This is a genomic window from Pseudoalteromonas sp. NH0006-26, from assembly GCF_057552415.1.
Window position 1 is genome coordinate 205,475 of sequence record NZ_BAAJMJ010000001.1, and the last position, 24,040, is coordinate 229,514.

The 24,040-nt window shown below is 37.6% G+C and carries 19 protein-coding genes; 11 read left to right on the forward strand and 8 right to left on the reverse strand.

Annotated elements, in window-relative coordinates; all coding sequences use genetic code 11:
- Positions 1 to 8: 8 nt before the first annotated feature.
- From AC27JR_RS00855 to AC27JR_RS00865, 3 genes are all read right to left on the reverse strand, one after another.
- Positions 9 to 866: a DMT family transporter gene (locus AC27JR_RS00855; RefSeq protein ID WP_487172453.1), complete on the reverse strand. Its 858-nt coding sequence runs from the start codon at positions 864 to 866 to the stop codon at positions 9 to 11.
- Positions 867 to 1,017: 151 nt separating this feature from the next.
- Complete coding sequence (locus tag AC27JR_RS00860; RefSeq protein ID WP_099293276.1) at positions 1,018 to 1,728, reverse strand: AraC family transcriptional regulator; 711 nt, start codon at positions 1,726 to 1,728, stop codon at positions 1,018 to 1,020.
- A 75-nt stretch (positions 1,729 to 1,803) separates the two neighbouring features.
- On the reverse strand, positions 1,804 to 2,235 hold the full coding sequence (locus tag AC27JR_RS00865) for an Lrp/AsnC family transcriptional regulator (RefSeq protein WP_054201566.1): 432 nt from the start codon (positions 2,233 to 2,235) through the stop codon (positions 1,804 to 1,806).
- A gap of 167 nt (positions 2,236 to 2,402) precedes the next feature.
- Here AC27JR_RS00865 and AC27JR_RS00870 point away from each other — a divergent pair, with 167 nt between their 5' ends.
- The 5 genes from AC27JR_RS00870 (at position 2,403) to AC27JR_RS00890 (ending at position 7,722) form a co-directional block, all read left to right on the forward strand.
- Entirely contained in the window at positions 2,403 to 3,485 is a 1,083-nt protein-coding gene (locus tag AC27JR_RS00870; RefSeq protein ID WP_487172454.1) for an ornithine cyclodeaminase, read from the forward strand.
- Complete coding sequence (gene ctlX, locus AC27JR_RS00875) at positions 3,482 to 4,393, forward strand: citrulline utilization hydrolase CtlX (RefSeq protein ID WP_487172455.1); 912 nt, start codon at positions 3,482 to 3,484, stop codon at positions 4,391 to 4,393. Before AC27JR_RS00870 ends, ctlX begins: the two co-directional genes overlap by 4 nt.
- 125 nt (positions 4,394 to 4,518) lie before the next feature.
- Positions 4,519 to 5,925 carry an alanine/glycine:cation symporter family protein gene (locus tag AC27JR_RS00880; RefSeq protein WP_487172456.1) on the forward strand — a complete coding sequence of 469 codons (1,407 nt, stop codon included), beginning with the start codon at positions 4,519 to 4,521 and terminating at the stop codon, positions 5,923 to 5,925.
- A gap of 92 nt (positions 5,926 to 6,017) precedes the next feature.
- Positions 6,018 to 7,043 carry a patatin-like phospholipase family protein gene (locus tag AC27JR_RS00885; protein ID WP_487172457.1) on the forward strand — a complete coding sequence of 342 codons (1,026 nt, stop codon included), beginning with the start codon at positions 6,018 to 6,020 and terminating at the stop codon, positions 7,041 to 7,043.
- 1 nt (position 7,044) lies between these two features.
- Complete coding sequence (locus tag AC27JR_RS00890; RefSeq protein WP_487172458.1) at positions 7,045 to 7,722, forward strand: hypothetical protein; 678 nt, start codon at positions 7,045 to 7,047, stop codon at positions 7,720 to 7,722.
- Positions 7,723 to 7,853: 131 nt separating this feature from the next.
- On the opposite strand, the gene AC27JR_RS00895 is transcribed toward AC27JR_RS00890, so the two are convergent.
- Positions 7,854 to 8,417, reverse strand: coding sequence for a lipid-binding SYLF domain-containing protein (locus AC27JR_RS00895; protein WP_487172459.1), 564 nt, complete (start codon positions 8,415 to 8,417; stop codon positions 7,854 to 7,856).
- 139 nt (positions 8,418 to 8,556) lie between these two features.
- Between AC27JR_RS00895 and AC27JR_RS00900 the strand changes: the two genes are divergently transcribed.
- Positions 8,557 to 9,768, forward strand: a complete 1,212-nt coding sequence (locus tag AC27JR_RS00900; protein WP_076920313.1) for a tyrosine-type recombinase/integrase — start codon at positions 8,557 to 8,559, stop codon at positions 9,766 to 9,768.
- Positions 9,768 to 10,967, forward strand: a complete 1,200-nt coding sequence (locus AC27JR_RS00905) for a cation:proton antiporter (protein WP_487172460.1) — start codon at positions 9,768 to 9,770, stop codon at positions 10,965 to 10,967. Before AC27JR_RS00900 ends, AC27JR_RS00905 begins: the two co-directional genes overlap by 1 nt.
- A 70-nt stretch (positions 10,968 to 11,037) precedes the next feature.
- Here the strand turns inward: AC27JR_RS00905 and ydiJ are convergent, their stop codons facing one another.
- A complete protein-coding gene (gene ydiJ / locus AC27JR_RS00910; RefSeq protein ID WP_487172461.1) occupies positions 11,038 to 14,082 on the reverse strand; it encodes a D-2-hydroxyglutarate dehydrogenase YdiJ in 3,045 nt (1,014 codons plus the stop codon).
- 144 nt (positions 14,083 to 14,226) lie between these two features.
- Between ydiJ and AC27JR_RS00915 the strand changes: the two genes are divergently transcribed.
- Positions 14,227 to 14,439: a PGPGW domain-containing protein gene (locus tag AC27JR_RS00915; protein WP_008108725.1), complete on the forward strand. Its 213-nt coding sequence runs from the start codon at positions 14,227 to 14,229 to the stop codon at positions 14,437 to 14,439.
- Positions 14,440 to 14,491: 52 nt separating this feature from the next.
- Here AC27JR_RS00915 and ppsA read toward each other — a convergent pair whose 3' ends face one another.
- Positions 14,492 to 16,867: a phosphoenolpyruvate synthase gene (ppsA, locus tag AC27JR_RS00920; RefSeq protein ID WP_487172462.1), complete on the reverse strand. Its 2,376-nt coding sequence runs from the start codon at positions 16,865 to 16,867 to the stop codon at positions 14,492 to 14,494.
- A 154-nt stretch (positions 16,868 to 17,021) separates the two neighbouring features.
- On the opposite strand from ppsA, the gene ppsR reads away from it, so the two are divergent.
- Entirely contained in the window at positions 17,022 to 17,831 is an 810-nt protein-coding gene (gene ppsR / locus AC27JR_RS00925) for a posphoenolpyruvate synthetase regulatory kinase/phosphorylase PpsR (protein WP_055012682.1), read from the forward strand.
- A 91-nt stretch (positions 17,832 to 17,922) separates the two neighbouring features.
- Here the strand turns inward: ppsR and AC27JR_RS00930 are convergent, their stop codons facing one another.
- Positions 17,923 to 19,272 (reverse strand): class II 3-deoxy-7-phosphoheptulonate synthase, encoded by a 1,350-nt coding sequence (locus tag AC27JR_RS00930; RefSeq protein ID WP_171039602.1) that lies wholly within the window; start codon positions 19,270 to 19,272, stop codon positions 17,923 to 17,925.
- Between the two features lie 603 nt (positions 19,273 to 19,875).
- Between AC27JR_RS00930 and AC27JR_RS00935 the strand changes: the two genes are divergently transcribed.
- The gene (locus AC27JR_RS00935) at positions 19,876 to 20,751 is read left to right on the forward strand and encodes a DNA replication terminus site-binding protein (protein WP_487172463.1); all 876 of its coding nucleotides are present in this window, start codon (positions 19,876 to 19,878) and stop codon (positions 20,749 to 20,751) included.
- A 61-nt stretch (positions 20,752 to 20,812) separates the two neighbouring features.
- Here AC27JR_RS00935 and AC27JR_RS00940 read toward each other — a convergent pair whose 3' ends face one another.
- Positions 20,813 to 22,027 (reverse strand): hypothetical protein, encoded by a 1,215-nt coding sequence (locus AC27JR_RS00940; protein WP_013463357.1) that lies wholly within the window; start codon positions 22,025 to 22,027, stop codon positions 20,813 to 20,815.
- 771 nt (positions 22,028 to 22,798) lie between these two features.
- On the opposite strand from AC27JR_RS00940, the gene AC27JR_RS00945 reads away from it, so the two are divergent.
- Positions 22,799 to 24,037, forward strand: a complete 1,239-nt coding sequence (locus tag AC27JR_RS00945; RefSeq protein WP_010388797.1) for an AAA family ATPase — start codon at positions 22,799 to 22,801, stop codon at positions 24,035 to 24,037.
- Positions 24,038 to 24,040: the final 3 nt, after the last annotated feature.

Here is a 24,040-nt window from a genome sequence, read left to right on the forward strand (position 1 = left end):
AATTAAAACTATGCTTTTTTTAAACTTATCGATGGCCTTTTATTGCTAATCGCCGCCCCTAATAAAATAAGCGCTAAAGCTATAAATACTGACCAACTCAAGGGAGCCTGCGAGGCGAGTATTAAAATAAAGGTAGAGAGCACCGGCGTTAAAAAACTCAATGAGGCTAATAGCGAGCGGTTACCAAACTTTAAGCCATGATCCCATAAATAAAATGCACCACCCACTGGGCCTAATCCCAATAAAATAGCACCTAGCCATTGTGAGACAGACAAACTAATAACGGTTGTTTCAAAATAAAAATGTGCAAAAAGGGCAAGCACTGCCACAATAAGTGAAAGCCAGCCTATGTCATCTACATGGCTATCAAATTGCGACATTAAATAAGAATAACTAGACCAAAGTACTGCGCAGCAACCTGCAAAAAAGTACCCTAAGTAATACTCACTATTGATAGATAATCCACTGCCATCGGTAATTAAACTAAGCGTGCCTAAAAACCCCAGTAATCCGCCTAATATTGCTTTAAATTTAGACCCTGGGGTAGCCACAAATACACCCAGTAATAATGGCCAAAGATACACTATTAAGCTTACCTCTATTAAGGGGCCGTACTTTAAAGCCATAAAATAACAAAAGTGAAAACCAAATAAACCAGTAACACCTATTATCATTTGTTTTTTAGAAAGCTTAGGAGGGGTTAATAATGGCTGTTTTGAAGCAAAACGCTTTACTAATAAAATAATAAAAGAGAGTGCAAAACACATAAAAAGTAACTGAAAAGCAGGGAGCGCTTTGGTTAAATTACCCAGTAAAGCTAAAAGCCCCCACGAAAATATTGCTAAAAAACCTATGTGTGTTGCCATTAATTATCCTCCGTAAATACTATTTACTGAGTGTATCAATACAGGCTTTTAAAAAATGTGCTAAAAAGACGGTGTTATTGTTTGCTATGACGTAATTTAACCTACGCTCTGCTTAAGCTTGATTTATTATCTCGTGTTTAGGTTATCTATATTATTGCTTTGCAAATGCTTTAGGTGGCTGACCAAAGTATAAATTAAACCGGCGGCTAAACGCAGAGGCATCGTTATAACCAATGCGCTCGCCTACTAAAGCAATCGGTAAGTCTGAATGGGTTAAAAGGGCGCGAGCGTGCTGCATTCGCAACATAGTTAAATATTGCAGTGCACTCATAGTGGTACTTTTTTTAAACACAGTTTTAAATTGCGTAACGCTTAAACAGGCTATATCGGCCAGCTCTTTTAACGTGTAGGGGTACGCTAAGTTTTGCTTAACAATGGTTATTACATTATCTATTCGCTTATCAATATTACTGTGGCTACTTTGCTCACAAAGTAATAAGTAAAATAAATCAAAGGTTGAACTAGTAAGCTTTTCATCGCTAACAAAAAGCAGTTGCTGCTCTATAAACTGTAAGTAACTTAATAAACGACTATCTATTGAGATTTTAGGGCATAAAAGATGAATAAGGTTTTCAGGTAGCGCGTCTAAATCTGCCACAATAAAACGCGCGGCTTCATCGGCCGTAAAGGCATGCACCACGTTTTTCTCTATAACGATACAACTACCCGTACTAACCGTTGTTTTAAAGTCATTATTTAACGTTATGAAAATTTCACCGTGTAAGGGTAAAACAAGTTGATGGTAATTATGCTGGTGGCGCTTTATATCTTGCGAATAATACCGAATAGAAAGCTTATTCATTGCCTACTCCATTACCTAATAAATAACCCGAGTATTGCCTAAAATACTTTAAGTAAAACATGGCGTTAATAAAACCTAAGTAGATGATAATAATATACTGGTTTCGCTATTTAAAATGCCTTCTATTTCGCGCACTTGCCTAAGTACGCCATCAAACTCACCTAAATTTGCAGCCTGTATTTCAGCCACTAAATCCCAAGCACCGTTGGTTGTATGTAACTTTGTTAGCTCTGGTATGCCGCGAAGGGTTTTAATTACCTGCGATGTAGATTTTCCCACCACTTCCACCATCATTATTGCTCTTACAGCCTCGGTTTCGATGTGTTCATGTACACGCACCGTAAAGCCTAATATAGCGCCCGATGAAACTAAACGGTCTAAGCGATTTTGCACCGTCCCGCGTGACACCTTTAAAACATCGGCTAGGGCTGAAATAGAAGCGCGGCCATCTTTTCGTAATTCGGCTATTAATGCGTTATCTAAGGAGTCGTAAATGTAAGGGGTCATAAAACGCCTTGGGTTATGTGTTTATTACAAATTACTAAATTTGTACTTTATTGCATAGCAATTTGCTAAAAAATAACATTATTTGTATAAACTTTTGGCATTTTAACTGTCACCTCTGGCCTATAAACTTATTTCAATTAACTTATATAGTCATTAAAGAGGTGTTTATGAGTCATTTTATAGCAGAGCCAAAACAAGGTGTTCCATTTGTTAGCGTACAGGCAATGGCTAAACTTATAACTAAAGTCGGAATAGAAAACGTTTTGCTTGAGCTTACCCAAAGATTAGAACGCGACTTTGCTCGCTGGGACGAATTTGATAAATCGCCACGTTATGCGGCGCACTCTACGGATGGCGTAATAGAGCTTATGCCCGTAAGCGACGGTAAAATGTTTAGCTGTAAATATGTAAATGGTCATCCAAAAAACACCTTTAAAGAACTTCAAACCGTGGCCGCGTTTGGTATTTTATCGGATGTTGATAGCGGCTATCCGGTTATGATCAGCGAAATGTGCTTACTCACGGCCTTACGCACAGCGGCTACATCGGCGCTTGTGGCAAAGTATTTAGCACCCAAACACTCAACAACGCTTACATTAATTGGTAATGGTGCACAGTCTGAGTTTCAGGCATTGGCTTTTAAAGCCGTATTAGGCATTACCCACATTCGTTTATACGATATTGATAAAAACGCCTCTAAAAAAGCCTACAACAACTTAAGTGGCTATGGTTTAAATGTGACTATATGCAATAACGCAGAAGAAGCCGTGCAAGGTGCGCACATTATTACAACCTGCACAGCCGATAAAAAAAATGCCACTATTTTAACCAGCGATATGATCCCGCAAGGTGTTCATATTAATGCGATTGGTGGCGACTGCCCTGGGAAAACTGAGCTTGATTCAGCTTTACTGGAACGCGCTAATGTATTTTTAGAGTATGAGCCGCAAACCAGAATAGAGGGCGAAATTCAACAAATGAGCAGTAGTTTTGCCGTGACCGAGTTTCATAAAGTAATTAATAAACAAACACCTGGTCGTACAAGTAACGACGAGCTTACTATTTTTGATGGGGTAGGTTTTGCGAGCGAAGACTTTACCGCGCTGGTTTATATTAAAGACGCGCTGGTGGCTGCGGGTGAGTTTTCATTACTTGATTTAATTACACAACAAGCCGATCCGCGTAATTTATTTTCGGTACTTAATAGTGCGCAAACATCAAAAACAACTAAGCAAGAGCAAGTCGCATGAGCCACATAAAGCAAGCACCAACAGCTGTGGTTATGGTGCGCCCGCATCACTTTACATCTAACCCACAAACTATGTTAGACAATACGTTTCAAAGTACCTGCAACTCACAAAACCAGAGTCAGCTTGCCTTTGACGAAGTAACTAATGCGGTTAAACTATTACAAAACGAGGGCGTAACAGTTCATCTTTTTGAAGACGAACATACGCACACGCCCGATTCTGTGTTTCCAAATAATTGGTTTTCTACCCATCAAAGTGGCGAGCTAGTTATATACCCAATGTACGCAGAAAACAGAAGGTTAGAATATCGAAAAGATATTATTGATTTTTTGACTAATCACTATAAAGTGTTGTCTGTGACTGATTATTCATTTTTATCGAAAGAAAATGCATTTCTAGAAGGTACAGGTTCGCTTGTTATTGACCACCTACATAAGCTTGCTTATGCAGTAGAATCTAAGCGCACTAATAAAGCTGTAGTTAATACAGTATGCGAGCAATTAAAGCTAAAACCTGTTGTGTTTAACGCCTACGATGAGCAAGGTACTTCGGTTTATCATACTAATGTATTGATGTGTGTAGCCACAGAGTTTGCCATGATCAGCTTAAATATGGTGCCAAATAGTCAGCACAAACAATTAACTAGCCATTTTATACAAAGCCATTTAGAAGTCATAAACTTAACTAGTGAGCAAATAAGTAGCTTTTGTGGCAATGCAATTGAGCTACAAGGTACAAATGGTCGTATTTTAGCCCTCTCACAAACGGCGTTTAATGCACTTACAACCGAGCAAAAAGTAGAAATACAAAAAACAGCTAAACTTGTTCCGTTACCTATACCAACCATAGAGTCGGCGGGAGGTTCGGTTAGATGCATGATTGCGGGTATACACCTGCAAAGTAAATAACCTACCTCTAAGTCAACATTCTAAGGCAGCTTAGCTCCGCTAAGCTATGGCTAACATGCATTATTAAATGCAAATTACTCAACTACTCGCTGAGTAAAAACATAATAAATAAAAAGGATTAGCCCATGTTCGATACCGTAGTAAAAAGTGTAAATGACCTATTATGGGGAGAAGGCCAAATACTAATTTATATACTACTATTTGCAGGTATTTGGTTTTCAGTACGCTTAAAAGCAATTCAACTAGTTAAATTTAAGCACATGTTTAGCCTGCTAAAAGGCAGTAGTAAGTGTAATAAAAACGATATTTCATCATTTCAAGCGCTCTGTACTGGGCTGTGTGCTCGAGTAGGCACAGGTAATTTAGCCGGAGTGGCTGTAGCAATATCACTCGGTGGTAGCGGCGCCATATTTTGGATGTGGGTCATTGCTATACTGGGCATGGCAACCGGATTTGCAGAAAGTATTTTAGGCCAGGTATATAAAATTCGCGACAGCAATGGCGAATTCAGAGGTGGCCCTGCGTACTATATTCAACAAGGCTTAGGCAGTCGTGCATTTGCTATTGTGTTTGCCGCCTGTTTATTTTTAGGTTACGGCTTTACCTTTAGCGCCATGCAAACCAACACCATTACTGATGCACTCAATTACGCGTTCGAAATACCTACTTTTTACTCAGGAGTTGTGATCACACTCTTAGCGGGCTCCATTATTTTAGGTGGCTTTAAAGCCATTGCCCGATTCGCCGAGCGAGTAGTGCCTGTTATGGGCATCGTGTTTGTGCTTGTTGCTGTAGTAATTACACTGATTAACTTCACCCAAGTACCTGCCATGCTTAAAGATATATTTTTATCAGCGTTTGGCTTGCAAGAAGCTGGTGCAGGCGCCATGGGTGCAGCCATTAAAAATGGTATACAACGCGGTTTATATTCTAATGAGGCTGGCGCGGGAAGTGTGCCGCATGCATCGGCAAGTGCCAGTCCAATGCCAAACCACCCAGCTACGCAAGGCTATATACAAATGTTAGGGGTGTTTTTCGATACCATTGTATTGTGTAGTTGTACCGCCGTTATTATTTTATTGGCCGATGTAGACATAAGCGGTGAAATGGAAGGCATACGCTTAACACAAAGCGCCATGACCTCTCACTTAGCGCAAGGCGGCGTGTATTTTGTAGCCGCTGCCATTACTTTATTTGCTTTTACTTCGGTAGTTGCTAACTACGCCTACGCCGAAAGTAACCTCCACTTATTTAAGCTCGATAACAAAGTAGGGCGCGGTATTTATACTTTGCTTTATTTATCAATGATGTTGTGGGGCGCATCAGCCACCTTAAAACAAGTATGGGATTTAGCTGATATTGCTCTAGGGTTAATGACAGTAGTAAACGTAATCGCTATTATACTACTCACACCGACTATTTTGTCTGTTACTAACGACTACCACGCACAAAGAGACAAAGGCATAGAGCCTGAGTTTAAGGTAAAAAACGTAAAAGTGCAGGGTAAATGTGAAGACGGAATTTGGGATTAAGATTAAAGTTTAAACTTGTTATTGCATAAGTATTCATTTTTAAGTTTGGCTTTAACAACATTAAACTGCGACTCTACAGGTAGTATTTTTAGATGATCGACATTTATGCGGGTAAAACTGCAGCAAAAATAATAAACGAACAAGGGTTTAAGCCTGAGCTTTTTACCTCTTTTTTAGGGGCAAGTGGTGGCCCTAAATGGTTTACCTTATTTGGTTTAGACAAATATATATTTGGCGAATTTTTTAAACATCGCACCCAACCGCTTAATTTAATTGGCTCATCTGCTGGGGCTTTTCGTTCAGCCTGTTTTGCACAAAACGACCCGGTTGCAGCCATTAAGCGGTTAGCAAAATCGTATTCACAAACCCGATATTCTAGTAATAAACCAACGCCCGCTGAAATCACACTAAAAGCCCGCGCATTATTAGATGATGTATTTGGTGATGATGGCGTTACTGAAATTATAAATAATCCTGTTTTTAAAGCGCATTTTATTGTCGCAAAATCTAACGGCTTTATTGCCAGCGAACATAAATTAATACAGCTTTTGGGTTTATCAAAAAGTTATATGCTTAACAGAATTAATCGAAAATTATTAGGCTCGCAATATGAGCGTTTTGTTTTTGGCGCGCCCAATAGTAATTTAAGTATTACCGACAGCTACAATTTTAAAACCAAAAATATCGCACTCACACAAACAAATTTAAAAGATGCCTTACTTGCATCGGGCTCTATACCACTAGTAATGCAAGGTATAAAAAATATTGCCGGTTCGCCACCAGGAATTTACCGCGATGGCGGCATTATTGACTATCACTTTGATTTAAAAATTAATAACCCAGGCTTAATTTTGTATCCGCATTTTAACAGCGACCCAAAAGCAGGGTGGTTTGATAAAAATTTAAAACGAAAAGTGTCGCCACAAAATTACGACAACGTTGTGATGATCACCCCATCAAAAGAATTTGTAGTCAACTTACCTTACGGAAAAATCCCAGACAGAAACGACTTTACTGATCTTGATGCCGACACCCGGATTAAATATTGGAACACCGTGTTTAGTGAAACGGAGAAATTAGCTGAAGCATTTGATAATGATTTAAAAAGGAAAAATTAAAATGCATAAGAGGATTAAATTAGATTGCGGCATTACGGTTGATATAGATAGAGCTCCAGATAAATGTCCTATTTGTAATCAAGCACAATTGCCAGCAAATATTTTTGCAAAACTCACTGTTGATATTGAAAATAGAAAAACAAAACTGGAACTTGTTATGGAGTGCATGAACCTAAGTTGCGCACGATTTTATATTAGCCGTTACAGTAAAACTCACGGAACATATAATCATAATTTCAAATTTGATCATTCAATTCCTAATGTCTTTAATGCTCCAAATATTGAACAAGAAATAGTTAATACTTCAGAATCATTTGAAAAAATATTCACTCAAGCTAGTGAAGCTGAATCTAAACAATTGGATGAATTGGCAGGTATTGGCTATAGAAAAGCCCTTGAATATTTAATTAAAGATTATTGTATAAGTATAAAACCAGATAAAGAAGAAGACATAAAATCAAATCAATTAAGTCGTGTTATAAATAATTATGTAACAGATGAAAATCTAAAAAACTGTGCAAACAGAGCTGTATGGCTTGGTAATGATGAAACACACTATGTTAGAAAATGGGAAAACCATGATCTTAAAGATTTAAAAATCTTAATTCAATTAACTTGTACGTGGATACAAAGCTCAATTTTGACAAAGAAGTATATGGATGAAATGAGTCGTGATTAGATAAATATAGTATGTAATGCTTTAGGGAATAGAATAACAGCCTATAAATTACGTTATGTTAAATTGAGGTGTTTAAATTAAAGTGGGCGTAATCACACAAACTAGCCCACTTATGATAGGGTTTTGATAGCTTAGTTTAGCTCAGAATCTACCCAAAATTTAGTGCCTTTTAAAACGGCTTGTAGTGCAAGGCCACTTTCGGTTAAAGAGTATACAGTAACTTGGTCTGCAATGGCTTCGGCAACTAAAGCGCCACCCTTATCTTGGTATTTTGCAGCAGCATCTGCATTTCCGCCGAATGCCCAACCATGTTTAATAAATCTATTTAACGCAGCTTGATCGTGAAAAACCATCACAATATTGAAGTCTTTAACGCCTAAACCTAAGCCTAAACCGGCTTCACCCATATTCATATAGGTAGATTTACCAGTTAAGTTATTTTTTACTACACCATACCCACCACCAAAACTGGCTAAAATGACATTTACATTGGCATTATCAAAAACGGCATAACCGGCTGAATTGGCAATTTGGGTTTTAACATCTGGCTTTTTAACATAAAGAGCACTTAATGTATTCGATTTCATGCTTTGTACTAAAGCACGTTTTTCGGCCGGTGAAGCACTGCCAGTTGTAGCGCAGCCACTTAATGCAACAGTGATCAGCAGCATGCTCAACAATAGAAGTTTTTTCATGATTTTTCCCTTAATAAGGTATATGTTTAATTTACTAGCAATTGAGCTAAAATATTAAATTCATTATGTCCAATACTAGACAGTATCGGACTTTAAAGTTAACCTATAAGCCTATTATTTTATTATATATTTTATTACTATGCTTGTTGCTCTGGTCGATACATTAAAACAACTACGTTATCAAATTGCTCATCTTGAAGATAATACACTCCAATCAGAATATCCAGAACTAGCCTCTTTTATACAGCAAGTAAGCTTGACTGTAACTGAATCAAAGACCGATCTTAATTTTTTATATCAGTTTTTGTATGTTTATGGCCGAAAATCCGAAGCAACCTATAGTCGTTTTCGCAATGAATTAGAACGTTTTTATTTGTGGTCATGGCTTATAGCTGAAAAATCAGTATTCGATTTAAAGCGTGAGGATATTGAAGCGTACGTTGATTTTATGGTTGAGCCGGATAAAAAGTGGGCATCAACTTCGGTGCAGTGGCGTTATAAAGATGAGCAAGGAATTCGTCGATTAAACCAAAACTGGCGCCCTTTTATGCAAAAAGAATCTATTGCGAGTCAACAAACACTATCGGCGATGTTCACTGCCCTAAATGTATTTTACAAGTTTGCTATTTTAGAAGAAAAAACCTTTGCTAACTTTGTTCCTGTGGTTAAAAAAAATAGCCCTTATTTAGTAGTGCAATCGCAGATTCAAATTCCCGATACATTGAGCGATATTCAATGGGAATATGTATTTGGTGTAACGCGTGATCTGTGTGAACAAAAACCAGAATATGAAAGAAACCTATTTACCCTAGCCTGTTTAAAAGGTTTATATTTACGGATATCAGAGTTATCAGAACGACCACAGTGGTCCCCAGTTATGTCACACTTTTGGCAAGACAACGATGGCTTTTGGTTTTTACGTATTATGGGTAAAGGTAATAAATTACGCGATGTAACATTAAGTGATGATTTTATTGAATATTTAAAACGCTACCGATTATATCGAGGGTTACCTGCCCTGCCCCGTGTTGATGAATCAGACCCATTAGTGCATAAAATTCGTGGCCAAGGTGGTATGACGGTAAGGCAAATTCGCCGTTTAGTACAACAAAGTTTTGATATTGCACAGCAGTCATTACTTGATGATGGTTTTAAAGATGATGCAGAACAACTTGAAGCCGCTACAGCACATTGGCTTCGACATACCGGTGCAACACATGATGCTCAAACTCGCCCATTAAAGCATTTATCTGAAGATTTAGGCCATGCAAAAATAGCCACTACCGACCAAATTTATATTCAAACAAATATTAAAGAGCGTGCTAAATCTGGATTAAAAAGGAAAATTTAATGGAGTACTTAGTTATTGCTTTTATTGGTGTGTTATTTTTAATTTATTCTTTAACGTTACGCCAACTAGAAAAAACTGAAATTACCGGCCCAATGTTTTTTGTTATAGGGGGTATACTGCTGGCATTTATAGCCCCAAACGAAAGTGAACATTTTAAAAATGGCTTACGTTTTTTACTGCCCTTTATAGAATTAACGCTCAGTATATTTTTGTTTACCGATGCAGCAAAATCAAAACTAGGGGTATTAAGGCATAGTTTTCAATATCCTAGTTTACTTTTATTTATTGCTTTACCTTTAACCTTATTACTCGGGATTGCTACCGCATTATTTTTATTTGCTGAGCTTTCATTAATTCAAGCAGCTTTGGTAGCAATTATATTAACCCCAACCGATGCGGCGTTAAGTAAAGGGTTATTAAGTAATACCAAAGTGCCTGAAAAAATACGCGAAGGCATCAATACTGAAAGTGGTTTAAACGATGGCTTGTGTGTACCTATATTTTTAGTATTTATTTTACTTGCGAAAAAACCTGAGTCTGCCGTAACCGTAACACAAACATTAAGTATATTTGGCTCAGAGTTGGGGATTGCATTATTAACCGCTGTTCTGAGTATTGCTGTTTTTATTCCGTGTTTAAACTTTGCAATGAAGCGACATTACTTTGCCCAAAATACAAGTCCGTTTTTATTATTGGGGTTTGCTATGGCTGTGTTCTCACTTACGCAATATTTTCATGGCAGTGGTTTTATTGCTGTGTTTGTTGCAGGGCTTTTATTTGATAAATATGCGAGCAACAAAGTAATTAAAGAATTAATTGAAGACTCAGAGCATATTGCCGATTTTACTTCTTTAATGATCTGGTGTTTATTTGGATTTGTATGTGCTTACTTGGTTATTCCTAAATTAAATTTAGAGATAATAACGTATGCATTATTAAGTACGACCTTAATTAGAATAATTCCTGTTATGTTGTCACTGCAATTTACGTCATTAAAAATAAAAGAGCGTTTAACGTTTGCTTGGTTTGGGCCAAGAGGATTAGCTTCAATTGTATTTACCTTAATGGTGATAGACACACAAATAGAAAACAAATTTCAAATTGCGACCATTGCCATGACCACAATTTTATTTAGTGTATTTATTCATGGTATAAGTACAAAACCCATTGCAGACAGTTTTGCTAAAAAAACTAAATAAGCAAAAATAAAAAGGCGTAACTTAATAATAAGTTGCGCCTTTTTATTTTACAGCTTACTTAATTAAATTATTAACTAAGCATTTTTGCTAGTAATTCTATCGGATGCTTGGGTTTAAATTTTTCATAACGTTTTACTTGGCTACGACATGAAAAGCCGGTTGATAAAAGTTGTTCAGGTTTATTTTTATCAACGATAGGCTTCCAACTCATTTCATAAAGCGCTCGCGAGTTAGCTTGGTTTTGTGCTTCATGACCATAAGTGCCGGCCATACCACAACACCCAGTACTTGTGGTGTTTAATGTTAAACCAAGCTGATCAAAAATATTTTTCCACACACTTGCGGCTTTAGGTAGCGCGGTAGTTTCGGTGCAGTGGCTTAACAAGGTAAATTCAGTATCAGATTGTTTAGCTTTTAAAGCACTGAACGATTGCGTTTCTAACCATTCATGCGCAAGTTGCACATTAAAGTCACCACGGTTATTTTCTAAAATTGTATTATATTCATCGCGATAACACATTACTAACGACGCATCTAAGCCGACTAAAGGTGCATTAATATCATTCAGCTGATTTAAAAATTCTGCGGCACTTTTTGCCGTTAGCTTAAACTCATGCAAAAAACCTTTCACGTGCTGAGGTTTACCGTTGGGTTTAAATGGTAACAACATTGGTTTTTTCCCAAGCTGTGTAATTAACGTAATAAAACTCTCAACCAATTCTGCTTCGTAAAAGCTGGTGAATGGGTCTTGAACAATGAGTACATAATCATTTTGCTCATCGGCACTTAACTTTTTAAGTAATTCTAAATTAAATTTTTGCGCTTTGTTTATACGTTTATTGAGTGCAGGAATACTAAGCTGTGGGGTATCAACATAGCCTACGGTTTTTTTAATCAGGCTACTGACTAATGACGTTTTAACAATTGGGTTTATAACCCTCGCAAATTTTGCCATTAATGGTGCGCTGTTTTCGATATTACCCACTAAATAATCTTTGAGTGGTCGCGCATAATAACTATGATAATAATTTAAAAAGCGAGCACGGAAAGTCGGCACATCTACTTTAATTGGGCAAGCAGTCGTACATGCTTTACACGCTAAACATTCATCCATTGAGGCTTTTACTTCGTGTGAAAAATCGTAAACACCTTGTTTTTTTTCTCTGCTATGAACAAAACGCTCCCACCAGGTAATGACTTCACCTTTGTTTAGCTCTTTTTCAACCTCGAGTAAATTAACATCTTTTGACTCTTGAAGACGTAACCATTCGCGCATTAGTCCCGCGCGACCCTTTGGCGAATTACGGCGATCACCGGTCACTTTGTACGACGGGCACATTGGCGAGTTTTCATCATAATTAAAACACAAGCCGTTACCATTACAGGTCATTGCATTGTTAAAACTGGTCTTAACATCAATAGATATTTGCTTGTCAAAGTAAGAACGCTTTTGCCCATCAACGCTAACTAGTAAGTCCTTACTTTCAAGCGGTGTACAAATTTTACCGGGATTTATTTTATTATTTGGGTCAAACGCCGATTTTATTTTTCGTAATTGGGTAAATAAATGCTCACCAAAAAATTCAGGGCCGTATTCACTTCTGTAACCTTTACCGTGTTCGCCCCACATTAAACCACCGTATTTGGCGGTGAGTTTTACTACTTCGTCTGAAATAGTACGCAGTAATTTTTCTTGTTCTGGGTCGCACATATCAAGTGCTGGCCTAACATGTAAAACGCCCGCATCAACATGGCCAAACATACCGTATTGTAAATTATGACTATCGAGTAGCGCTCTAAATTCAACAATGTAATCGGCTAAGTTTTCTGGTGGAACGGCGGTATCTTCTGCAAATGCGAGAGGCTTTTGGCTGCCTTTTACATTACCGAGCAAACCCACTGATTTTTTACGCATTGCATAAATTTTTAGTATATCGCTTTTATCACTGGTTAACTGATAGCCAATAACGCCATTAGTTTGATTAGCAACACACTCATCTAATAATTTGCATAATGTATCTACTTTGTCTTTTATATCTTCTGGCGATACAGCATTAAACTCAACCATGTTGAGTCCTTGCATATCTTTATTAGCAACGTCGGTTATTAAGTCCGATACTGAATGCCAAATAATATCTTCGCGGGCAAGATTTAATACTTTGCTGTCAACGGTTTCAACTGAGGTTGCACGGGCAGCAACCAAAAATGGTGAATGGCGAAGCGCAGAATCAAAGCTATCGTATTTTATATTGATGAGTGTTTTAAATTCTGCGATAGGTGTTAGGTTTAATTTTGCTTCAGTAACTATACCTAAAGAGCCTTCTGATCCGGTTATTAAGCGACTCATATCAAAAGTTTGTAAGTCTTCACTTAGCACATGCTCTAGGTCATAACCCGTTAAAAATCGATTTAACCGTGGAAACTTAGCTAATATAGCGTCGCGTTCATTAAGCGATATGTCTAACACTGTTTTGTAAAGTTTGCCAATTAAGGTGTCTTGATCGGCAATTATTTTTGCTTTATCTATATCAATTGGGCTGGTAGACATTGCGGTGCCATCAACCAAATAGGTGGTTAGCCCTAAAACATGATCGCTGGTTTTACCGTAAACCAAGGAGCCTTGCCCCGATGCATCAGTGCTGATCATACCGCCAATAGTAGCCCGGTTACTGGTGGATAAGTCGGGTGAAAAGAAAAATCCATACGGTTTTAAAAAGTCATTAAGTTGATCTTTTATCACACCGGTTTGAACACGTACCCAACCTTCTTCAACATTTATTTCGAGAATTTCACGCATATAACGTGATAAATCAACCACAATACCAGGCGTTAAAGATTGGCCATTTGTTCCTGTGCCGCCACCGCGAGGACCAAAGGTTAACGATAAAAAAGGGTCTTGCGATGCAATTTGCAGCGCTACCTGAATATCTTTTTCGGTTTTAGGAAAAATAACACCCTGTGGAAGCTGTTGATAAATACTGTTATCGGTTGATGCAGTCAGTCTCGTTGCATAACTGGCGTCAGTATCTCCAGTAAAGCCCTGATTTTTAATGGTGTTTAAATAATTTGCGACAAGCTCGGTCGCGGCATCTTGTTGTGTAATCGTTGCTATCATGGCGGCGCTTATTAATGCATTTGTGTAATTATATCATGGCGATGGCTAATAGAAATTGAAGATTTTACAGTTTGTAACACTCTTTTTATCGATATATGAGCAGCTGCAATTATAATCAAGTTAAACGCCTACTATGAGGTTTATATGAAAAAACTACTAATGCAGATCAGCGGAACACTGTTTATTTTACTCGGGTTATTGTTTGCTGTGGTCCCCGGGCCATCGTTAATATTTTTTATTGCAGGCTTATTCTGCTTTTCTATGTATTACCCTAAAGCTAGAGGGTATTTAACATGGTGCCAAAAAGCACTGACTCGCTCGTGTGCCTATTTAGATAAAAAATTAGCAAAAAATTAATTTTTAGTCATAAAAAATGCCAGCAGTTGCTGGCATTTTTTAACGAGGTAACTTACTTAGCAAGTTTGTCTGCTAAGTATAACCATGTTTCTAGTACTGTATCTGGGTTTAGTGAAACAGAGTCAATGCCCTGCTCTACTAACCATGCTGCAAAGTCTTCATGATCTGAAGGACCTTGACCACAAATACCTACATATTTACCTTTTTCTTTGGCTGTTTTAATTGCCATAGAAAGTAGCTTTTTGATTGCAGGGTCACGCTCATCAAATAGGTGAGCAATTAAACCTGAGTCGCGATCAAGACCAAGCGTTAACTGTGTTAAATCGTTAGAACCGATAGAGAAACCATCGAAGTATTCTAAGAATTCTTCAGCCATTAATGCATTTGACGGAAGCTCACACATCATGATTACTTTAAGACCATTTTCGCCACGTTTAAGGCCATGTTCTTCAAGTAATTCAATAACACGTTTACCTTCTTCAAGGGTACGTACGAATGGGATCATGATTTCGATGTTGGTCATATCCATGCTGTTTCTTACGCGTTTTATAGCTTCACACTCAAGTGCAAAACAATCACGGAAGTCTTCAGAGATATAACGTGCAGCGCCACGGAAACCAATCATTGGGTTTTCTTCTTCTGGCTCGTATTGCTGGCCGCCCACTAAGTTTGCGTATTCGTTTGATTTAAAATCAGACATACGAACAATTACACGCTCTGGAGCAAACGCACAACCTAAGGTAGAAATACCTTCAACTAGTTTACCAATATAGAATTCAACAGGTGATTCGTAACCGGCAATCATGTCTGTGATTTCTGCTTTTAATGCATCTGTTTGTGCATCAAAGTTTAATAAGGCTTTAGGGTGAACACCAATCATACGGTTGATGATAAACTCAACGCGCGCAAGGCCAACACCTGAATGTGGTAAACGTGCAAAATCGAATGCGCGATCTGGGTTACCTACGTTCATCATTACTTTCATTGGAAGTTCAGGCATTTCGTCAACACGTGAAGTAAGTACTTCAAAGTCTAAAATACCTTCGTAGATGAAACCTGTATCGCCTTCGGCACATGATACAGTAACTTCCTGACCAGCTTTAATTAAGTCTGTTGCATTACCACAACCAACAACGGCTGGAATACCTAACTCACGTGCAATGATTGCAGCATGACATGTACGACCACCACGATTTGTAACAATCGCAGCCGCGCGTTTCATAATAGGTTCCCAATCAGGGTCTGTCATGTCGGTAACTAAAATGTCACCTACTTGTACTTGGTCCATCTCTTTGATTGAATCAAGTACACGTACAACACCACTACCAATTTTATGACCAATTGCACGGCCTTCAACAACAACATTGCTGCTGCCATTTAGTTGGAAGCGTTCCATTACGTTAGTGTCTTCGTTTGAACGAACAGTTTCTGGACGCGCTTGAACTATATATAGTTTGCCATCGTTACCATCTTTTGCCCATTCGATGTCCATTGGACGACCGTAATGCTTTTCAATGATTACAGCTTGTTTGGCAAGATCTTGCACTTCTTCATCTGTAATCGAAAATTTGTTTGAAAGTGCAGAGTCTACGTCAACAATTTCTACTTGTTTGCCATGAGCTTTGTCTTGAGAGTAAATCATTTGAATGGCTTTAGAGCCAATGTTACGACGTACTACAGCTGGCTTGTTTTTAAGTAGCGTTGGTTTATGAACATAAAATTCATCTGGGTTAACCGCACCCTGTACAACCATTTCACCCAAACCATAGCTTGATGTGATAAACACTACATCTTCAAAGCCCGATTCAGTATCAATACTGAACATTACACCTGATGCTGATTTATCAGAGCGTACCATGCGTTGAATACCCGCTGATAACGCTACACCACGATGATCGTAGCCTTGGTGAACACGATAAGAAATAGCGCGGTCGTTAAATAACGAAGCGAATACGTGTTTAATAGCTGTCATTACAGAATCAATACCAACAACGTTTAAGAACGTTTCTTGTTGTCCTGCAAACGAGGCGTCTGGCATATCTTCAGCAGTAGCTGATGAACGAACAGCGAATGAAACATCTGCAGCGGCATCACCATGAAGTTGGCTATATGCGTCGCGGATTGCTTTATCTAGACTAGGTTGGAATGGGGTATCGATAATCCACTGACGGATATCGGCGCCGACTTTGGCGAGTGTGTTTACATCATCAACATCAAGAGTATCTAGAATGTCGTGAATTTTTGCGTTGAGTCCTGATTGTTCTAAAAACTCGTTAAAAGCGTCTGAGGTAGTAGCAAAACCACCTGGGACTTGCACACCTGCGTTAGCTAAGTTTGAAATCATTTCACCAAGTGAGGCATTTTTACCACCAACTCGAGGAACATCTTGCATACCAAGCTCTTGATACCAGAGAACGTATTCTTGCACGGATCTTTCTCCAAAAAACAAATTGTAGTACTAACTGTGAGAGTTAAGAAAGAAAACCTTTTATAAAGGTCGCCCCCATTCTACACTGGCAAACGTCCTCACGTAAACCGTGATACACTTATTTTAAAATTAAATGTAATAAAAAAGAGGCTTTATGAGAACTGCGTTTTATATTTCAGATGGCACGGCAATCACATCTGAAGTGTTTGGTCATGCGACCTTGTCTTTATTTCCTGTTGAATTTAATCATAAAACAATCCCTTTTGTAGAAACAGAAGAAAAAGCACTTGAAATTAAAGCGCTTATCAATGCAACGTCATCTAAGCAAGGTGAAAAACCATTAGTGTTTTTTACCTTTGTGAATCATAAATTATCGGAAATTATTCGCTCTGCAGATGCCGTCTCGTATGACTTTTTAACAACGTATAGTGAAAAAATTGAAAGCGAATTGAACGTTGCCCCAGTACCTAAAGTGCACAGAACACACTCTATACACGAGAAAAGTTATGACTTTAGAATTGATGCAGTTAACTATGCTTTAATGAATGATGACGGCGGTAATATTAAAAACTTTGCTGAGGCCGACATTATTTTGGTTGGCGTTAGCCGAAGTGGTAAAACACCTACAAGCCTATATTTAGCCCTGCAATATGGTATTAAAGCAGCCAATTATCCAATCACCGAAGACGATTTAGAAAGCGAAGGATTACCAAAATGCTTAGTGCCTTATAAGCATAAACTGTTTGGTTTAACTATTGACCCTGAGAGATTGGCTGCAATCAGAGATAGACGCATGGCAAATTCAAAATATGCATCAATTAGGCAGTGTCGTATTGAAGTGCGCGAAGTTGAAATGCTCTATAAAAAGCATAAAATTGCTCATTTAAATTCTACCCATCACTCTGTCGAAGAGATCTCAGCAAAAATCATTTCTGATACAGGTCTTGAACGTCGTAAGTACTAACAAACCAACATGTGATTTAAGCATGTAATTACACTCAACACACAAAAAAGCCGCTAAATAATAGCGGCTTTTAACATATTAAGAAGGCGTATTATTTACGCGCATCTTTTAAAAGGTCTGCAACTAGAAAGCCAAGCTCCAATACTTGATCGGCATTTAAGCGTGGGTCGCATTGAGTTTTGTAACGCTGCGCTAAGTCATCATCCGATAAACCATATGCACCGCCGGTACACTCTGTAACATGTTGTCCGGTCATTTCTAAATGAACACCGCCTGCGTATGAGCCTTCAGCTTTATGAACAGCGAAGAACTGACTAATTTCGCGCATAATGTTATCAAAGCTGCGAGTTTTATAACCTGAGCTGGCTTTCTCTGTATTGCCATGCATTGGATCTGAGCTCCAAATTACCTTACGCCCTTCTTGCTGTACTTTGCGAACAAGCGCCGGTAGCTTCTCTGGTAATACATCTGCACCCATTCGTGTAATGAGCGTTAACCTGCCAGGAATGTTATCTGGGTTTAGTGCATCAATTAAACGGATAAGTTCGTCAGGATCCATACCTGGACCAACTTTAACGCCAATTGGATTTTTAATACCTTTAAAGAATTCAATATGAGCATGGTCTAACTGACGTGTACGCTCACCAATCCAAACAAAGTGCGCTGAACAATCGTACCAGTCGCCTGATAAATGGTCTCTACGGGTTAATGCCTCTTCATAGCCTAGCAATAACGCTTCGTGTGATGTATATAAATCTGTTTCTTTTAAGCTTGGCGCTATAGTTGAATTAATACCACATACTTCCATGAATTCTAAAGCGTCTTGAATTTTATCTGCCAGCTGTTGGTATTTTGCTTTTTGTGGATTAGCAGCAACAAAGCCCATGTTCCAACGGTTAACCTGATGTAAGTCAGCAAGCCCACCTTGTGCAAAAGCACGTAGTAGGTTGAGTGTTGCCGCACTGTGATGATACGCGGTCATTAAACGCTGAGGGTCTGGAATACGTGCTTCTTCAGTAAACTCAAAGTTATTTACTATATCACCACGGTAAGATGGTAACGAAACACCGTCTATTGTTTCTAAGTCGGCTGAGCGTGGCTTAGCGTATTGACCTGCCATACGTGCAATTTTAACAACTGGGCATTTACCGCCATAGGTTAGTACAACAGCCATTTGTAAAATGGTCTTAAATGTATCGCGAATATTTGCAGCGTTAAAGTCACTAAATGATTCTGCGCAATCACCACCTTGAAGTAAAAATGCGCGGCCTTCACACACATCTTCAAGTTGTTTAAACAAACTTCTAGTCTCTTCTGCAAACACTAAAGGCGGTGCGCTTTTAAGCTGGCCTTCTACTGATTTTAATACGTCTTGATCTGGGTACTGTGGCTGCTGCAGTATTGGCAGTTCTCTCCAACTATTTGGGTTCCACGATTGCATGTTCATTCCTCATTCCTATTACCTGATGTATTGAAATTAACGTATGCAGAGGGCTTTGTTCAAGGACTAAATCGACTATTTACCAATTATTTAGTTATTAGTTAAATTTAAATAGGATTATTATCTAAAATTTAACTATTTTATTGATAATAAATATATAAATAAAGAACACTAATACATTATAAAACAGTAGGATAAATAGTAAGAGTGGTATTTATTAAGCTTTGCTTGTAGCCACTTAGCTAAGCTGTATAAGATAATGTTAACACAGGGAACACATCATACTTAAATCAACTATATGTATTCTTAACTTTACAGTTAAAATTAAATATATCAGCCGTCAGTTATGTAGTTTCAAATATATATGCTAGCTGAGTAGTTCTGCTGGTTTATACCTACTCCTTCACACTGCATTTATATATAACTATTAGTAAGTTAGAAAGTATTATTATCAAAATGATCACACTAACAACAAAGAACACATCATACTTTATCCAGTCTAATTTTAATCTTAGCGTTAGAGTAATATTTAAGAAATAACTACCAAAAGAAAAGGTTATTTGCGAAAATAGCGAAATAGTAAGATGTGTTCTTGGTGGTGTTATGGTTACGAAGGTACAAATTAGAAGTCAGTTTGATTTACTCAATGAGTTAACGCTTAGGCTAATTGAGGAGCTTAAAGAATATGGGTTTGCTAAAGCTGAATACTATCAACTGCCAGAAATAAGCAGTATAGAGGAAAATATAATTCCCGAGTCGATTGCAGTATCTAAAATTACAGGGGAACTAGCACAAAAGGCTATTTTAAATTCTTTTTCTGATATGTATAAAAAGCCAGGTCTGAGTAGTCGCGTATTAAAGCGCCACCCTGGTTTATTAATTATACAAGACGCTAATAAACAAGCTATTATTGATCGGATTGCTCAAGTTAATAATGCAAAAGCGGCATTTAAAAATTGTATTTTGGCGATAGACAATAACGATGCTCGATTTGAAGCCGTACATAATGCTATGCCAAATTTAATTACGCTTGCCGCTTATCGTAAAATTCATAGCGAAAGCGAATCCCCTTTTTCAGTTCGTTTTACTTGGATGCATAAACACGCCACTAAAACACTCACAAAAAAGATGGCTCTTGAAATGCTCGAAAAGTCCGCTGGGTATAAAAACCCAAGAATGATTGATCAGCAAAAATGGCAATCATTGGTTGCTCAAGAACAAGTTCGTGTTGCCAGTCTAGGTGAAAAAGAAAAATTACGAATTAGGCGCCCTACCCGAGTTAGCCCACAAGTTAATGTTAGATACACGGCTCAAAATCGTTATCATGTTAGTGCGGCCTTACCTTTTATTCTTATAAACCCACAACCCGATGTTAAGTATGGCCAACTGCCGAGTTACGAAAAACCGTTATCACATCCACGAAAACGTGAGTATGACTTTCTGGTAGACCGATTATATTTAGAACAAGTAACAAAGTAATTATGTTAAAAAGGCCACTTAATGTGGCCTTTAATATAAATACTGGTAAAAATTAATATAATTATTTTTCTACAATTTCTTCCAGCTTATCTTCATCAATTAATACTGCATTTTCAACAATGCGTTTACCACCTTGTATCTCTATACGCTTGTTATGTTTATTTAATGCCAGTATTTCATCACAAAACTGATCAGAAGGGTGCATTTCATAAGTGTAATCTACAATATTACCTGTTTTATCATCTTTTACATTAGTAATGCTGTACTCAGATATTGCTCCTTTTTCTATTAAATCTTTCATCGTGGTAGTCATATCACGGCGCAGTGCTTTTAATTTATTTTCGGTAATATCATCAGTTGAATAGATAGAGCCATATTTTTCCATAATAGACAGCAGTCTAAAATGGTATGTTTTTCCTGGGGCAGCATAGCGCCATAAATGATATAAACGTAGCATCATCCAACGCGATAATCCGCGCTTTAACTCTTGAGCACTATTAAAATAATAACCTTTATATTCAAGGTTATCGATCATGTTATGAACAAACGCATTTAAACACGCTACACATTTAACATTTCCGCCTTGGCCTTTTTTACCACTAAAGTGTAAAGACGATAAAAAGTTCATGTTCGACTCGTAGAACGAATCATCAATATCAGAGTTTTTAGTGTCAGTAGCAGAATATTTAAAAGAAAGTTTTGAACCTTGTAATGCTTCGAGCGATTCTTTAATTTGTGGGTAAGGCATAGATTGACCTACCGCTTTAAGTTCTTGTGCTAATTCGTTCATAGAAAACACAACGGCATATTGAATACCGGACTTAAAATTAATTTTTACTATTTTACCTTTTGAAGCAAGGCGAATAAGTGCACGCTCAACTTTTTCTTCTCTATCTGATGGCCAAACTAAGTATTCTACGTCTTCACCATCTTTACGAGTACTTACCACAGCCGGTGTTATTTTAATTTCACCATCGTATAAAATACCGTCTACTTTCTCAGATATCTTACGTGTAATAATGGTTTTTTTAGGGGCTTCTTCAAGTGGCAGCTTTTTATGTCCTGAGCGAACAAAGCGTCCCCACAGATCATAATGGTTAAATGTGTTAGAGTAAGCGCGTAACCCATGGGCTGCATTTTCTATCGAAATTCGCACATCTTTATTATCTGTAAATAGTGCTAAGCTTTCGTTATCAATTGCACTTTCCACCCCGTGAATTTGGCCCCTAAGTGTATCGGGCAAGTTATCTACCGAGATGTTGACCTTTCGGCTCATGGTTTTTATTTCCGTTTTTATTGTGACAGCTAATAACAACACATAAAGCCACAAAAGTTAAATGTTTAAGTTAGTATAAAAGTGATCTGACTTCAAATAAAATGCACAGATCAATATTTTACTAAGAAAAAGTTAAAACATGAGATTTCAGATCAGGTTTTTACTAACTAGGCTTTAATAAACCGAATTTTTACTAACTGAAGAATAAATTTGTCCATTGCAAAGTGTTTTTTTTTAAATTTAGCACGACAAATGACAGTAAAAATGACAGGCCTGTGGATAAGCTTAGTTCCAGTTAGCATAGATCTGATCTGTACTTACTACAGATCAGATCTATACTAATTAAACCGCTTATTATTCCTGATGGTGGGTGCATAACTTTATAATTTACTTAGTAAAAACATGATCTACAGCATCTATTTTGTGAGTAACTCAGTGCTTAACCTGTGCGTAACTAAGCTGCTAAATATTTGCTTAGTAAAAAGGTGATCTGCCAGTAGATAAGGATCTGATCTTAACCACGTACAATGCTGATCCAGTTTTTTTAACATTGTTTATATAAATCATAATGTTATATGTATATTTTAAGGCCTTAGCCTTTAATACCTTATATATTTAACCATACTTAAACTTCTTTATTTATACTAAGCAATATTAAAGGCGTAAAATTATTTTATATGTCATGTATTTAAAATGGATGTCGCCTTAAATAGTTGTTTACAGCTAATTGAATGGACATTATACTAAACGCCTAACTTTGAGGAATAAAGTATGTCTATCAATAATAATGCGCTAGATACCTACCGACTTTTGAAAGCAACCGCAGAAGTTGCTGAAAAATCACTAGAAGGACGTATTCAACATTACCGCGCCCATCTTAAGTCTGAAGAAAAAGAATTAAGAACCTACACCCAAAAAGCCGCTGCTGATTTACTTGGTTGTAATAATCGTACCTTAAAAAGACGCCATGACAATGGTGATTTTGACGATTTAAACATAAAACGCGGTGCAAACGGTCATTACGCTTATACGTTGGTTAATATTTTTGCCATGGCCGATATAATGGATATAAAACCCGATCATCGTGCACCAACAGACAAACTCCAAGTTATTGTTATTAATTCACTAAAAGGTGGTTGTGGTAAAACAACGAGCATGGTTAATATTGCTGCAGCACTTGCCACTACTAACATCAAGCGTTACCGAATTGGTATTATCGATTTAGATCCGCAGGGGTCATCATCTAGCTTTTTCCCATCTTCTGAGCCCGATCCAATTACTGTTGGTGATTTAATGCGTGACTGCATTGATCTTGAAGAAGGTGAAACCTGGCCTGAATTTGTTTCAAACTCCTTTTTACCAACTCATATTCCTAATATTCGTGTTTTACCCTCAGGTATGGATGATTTTTATTTTGAACACGAAACTGCAACGTTGCTTAAAGACACCTCAAACTATGAGCAAACTCGCCATTACCATAAGCTGTTAGAGCGTGTTATCGAGCCAGTAAAAGATGAATTTGATATTTTACTAATTGATACAGCGCCTACTCTTAACTTTATGTTTTATAATGCATTAATGGCTTCTACAGCGATGCTTATACCAGTTCATCCTGAAGCGGTAGACTTTGATGCTAATAATAAATATTTAAAACGTTTAGGTGAGATTTATCATACTGTTGCAGCTCTTGGTCACGATGGTTGGGACTTTATGCAATTTTTGGTTACCAATTATGTAAAAGGTAATCACTCACAACGTGACATAGTTAAAGACGTAAGAAGCGCCTTTGGTCGCCAAGTCATGAGTTACCCTATTAATCACAGTTCAGCAATTACCGCGAGTTCATCCTCGTTTAATACCATTTTTGATCAAAAAGCGTCTGACAGTTTAGCGAGTAGAGAATCGTTAATGCGCGCACAAGAAAATATCAAAGATGTTGTTGACGAACTCGAAATGCTAATTCGTTCAAATTGGCAATCTACACAATCAAAATTAAATACGCCTAAGTAAGGA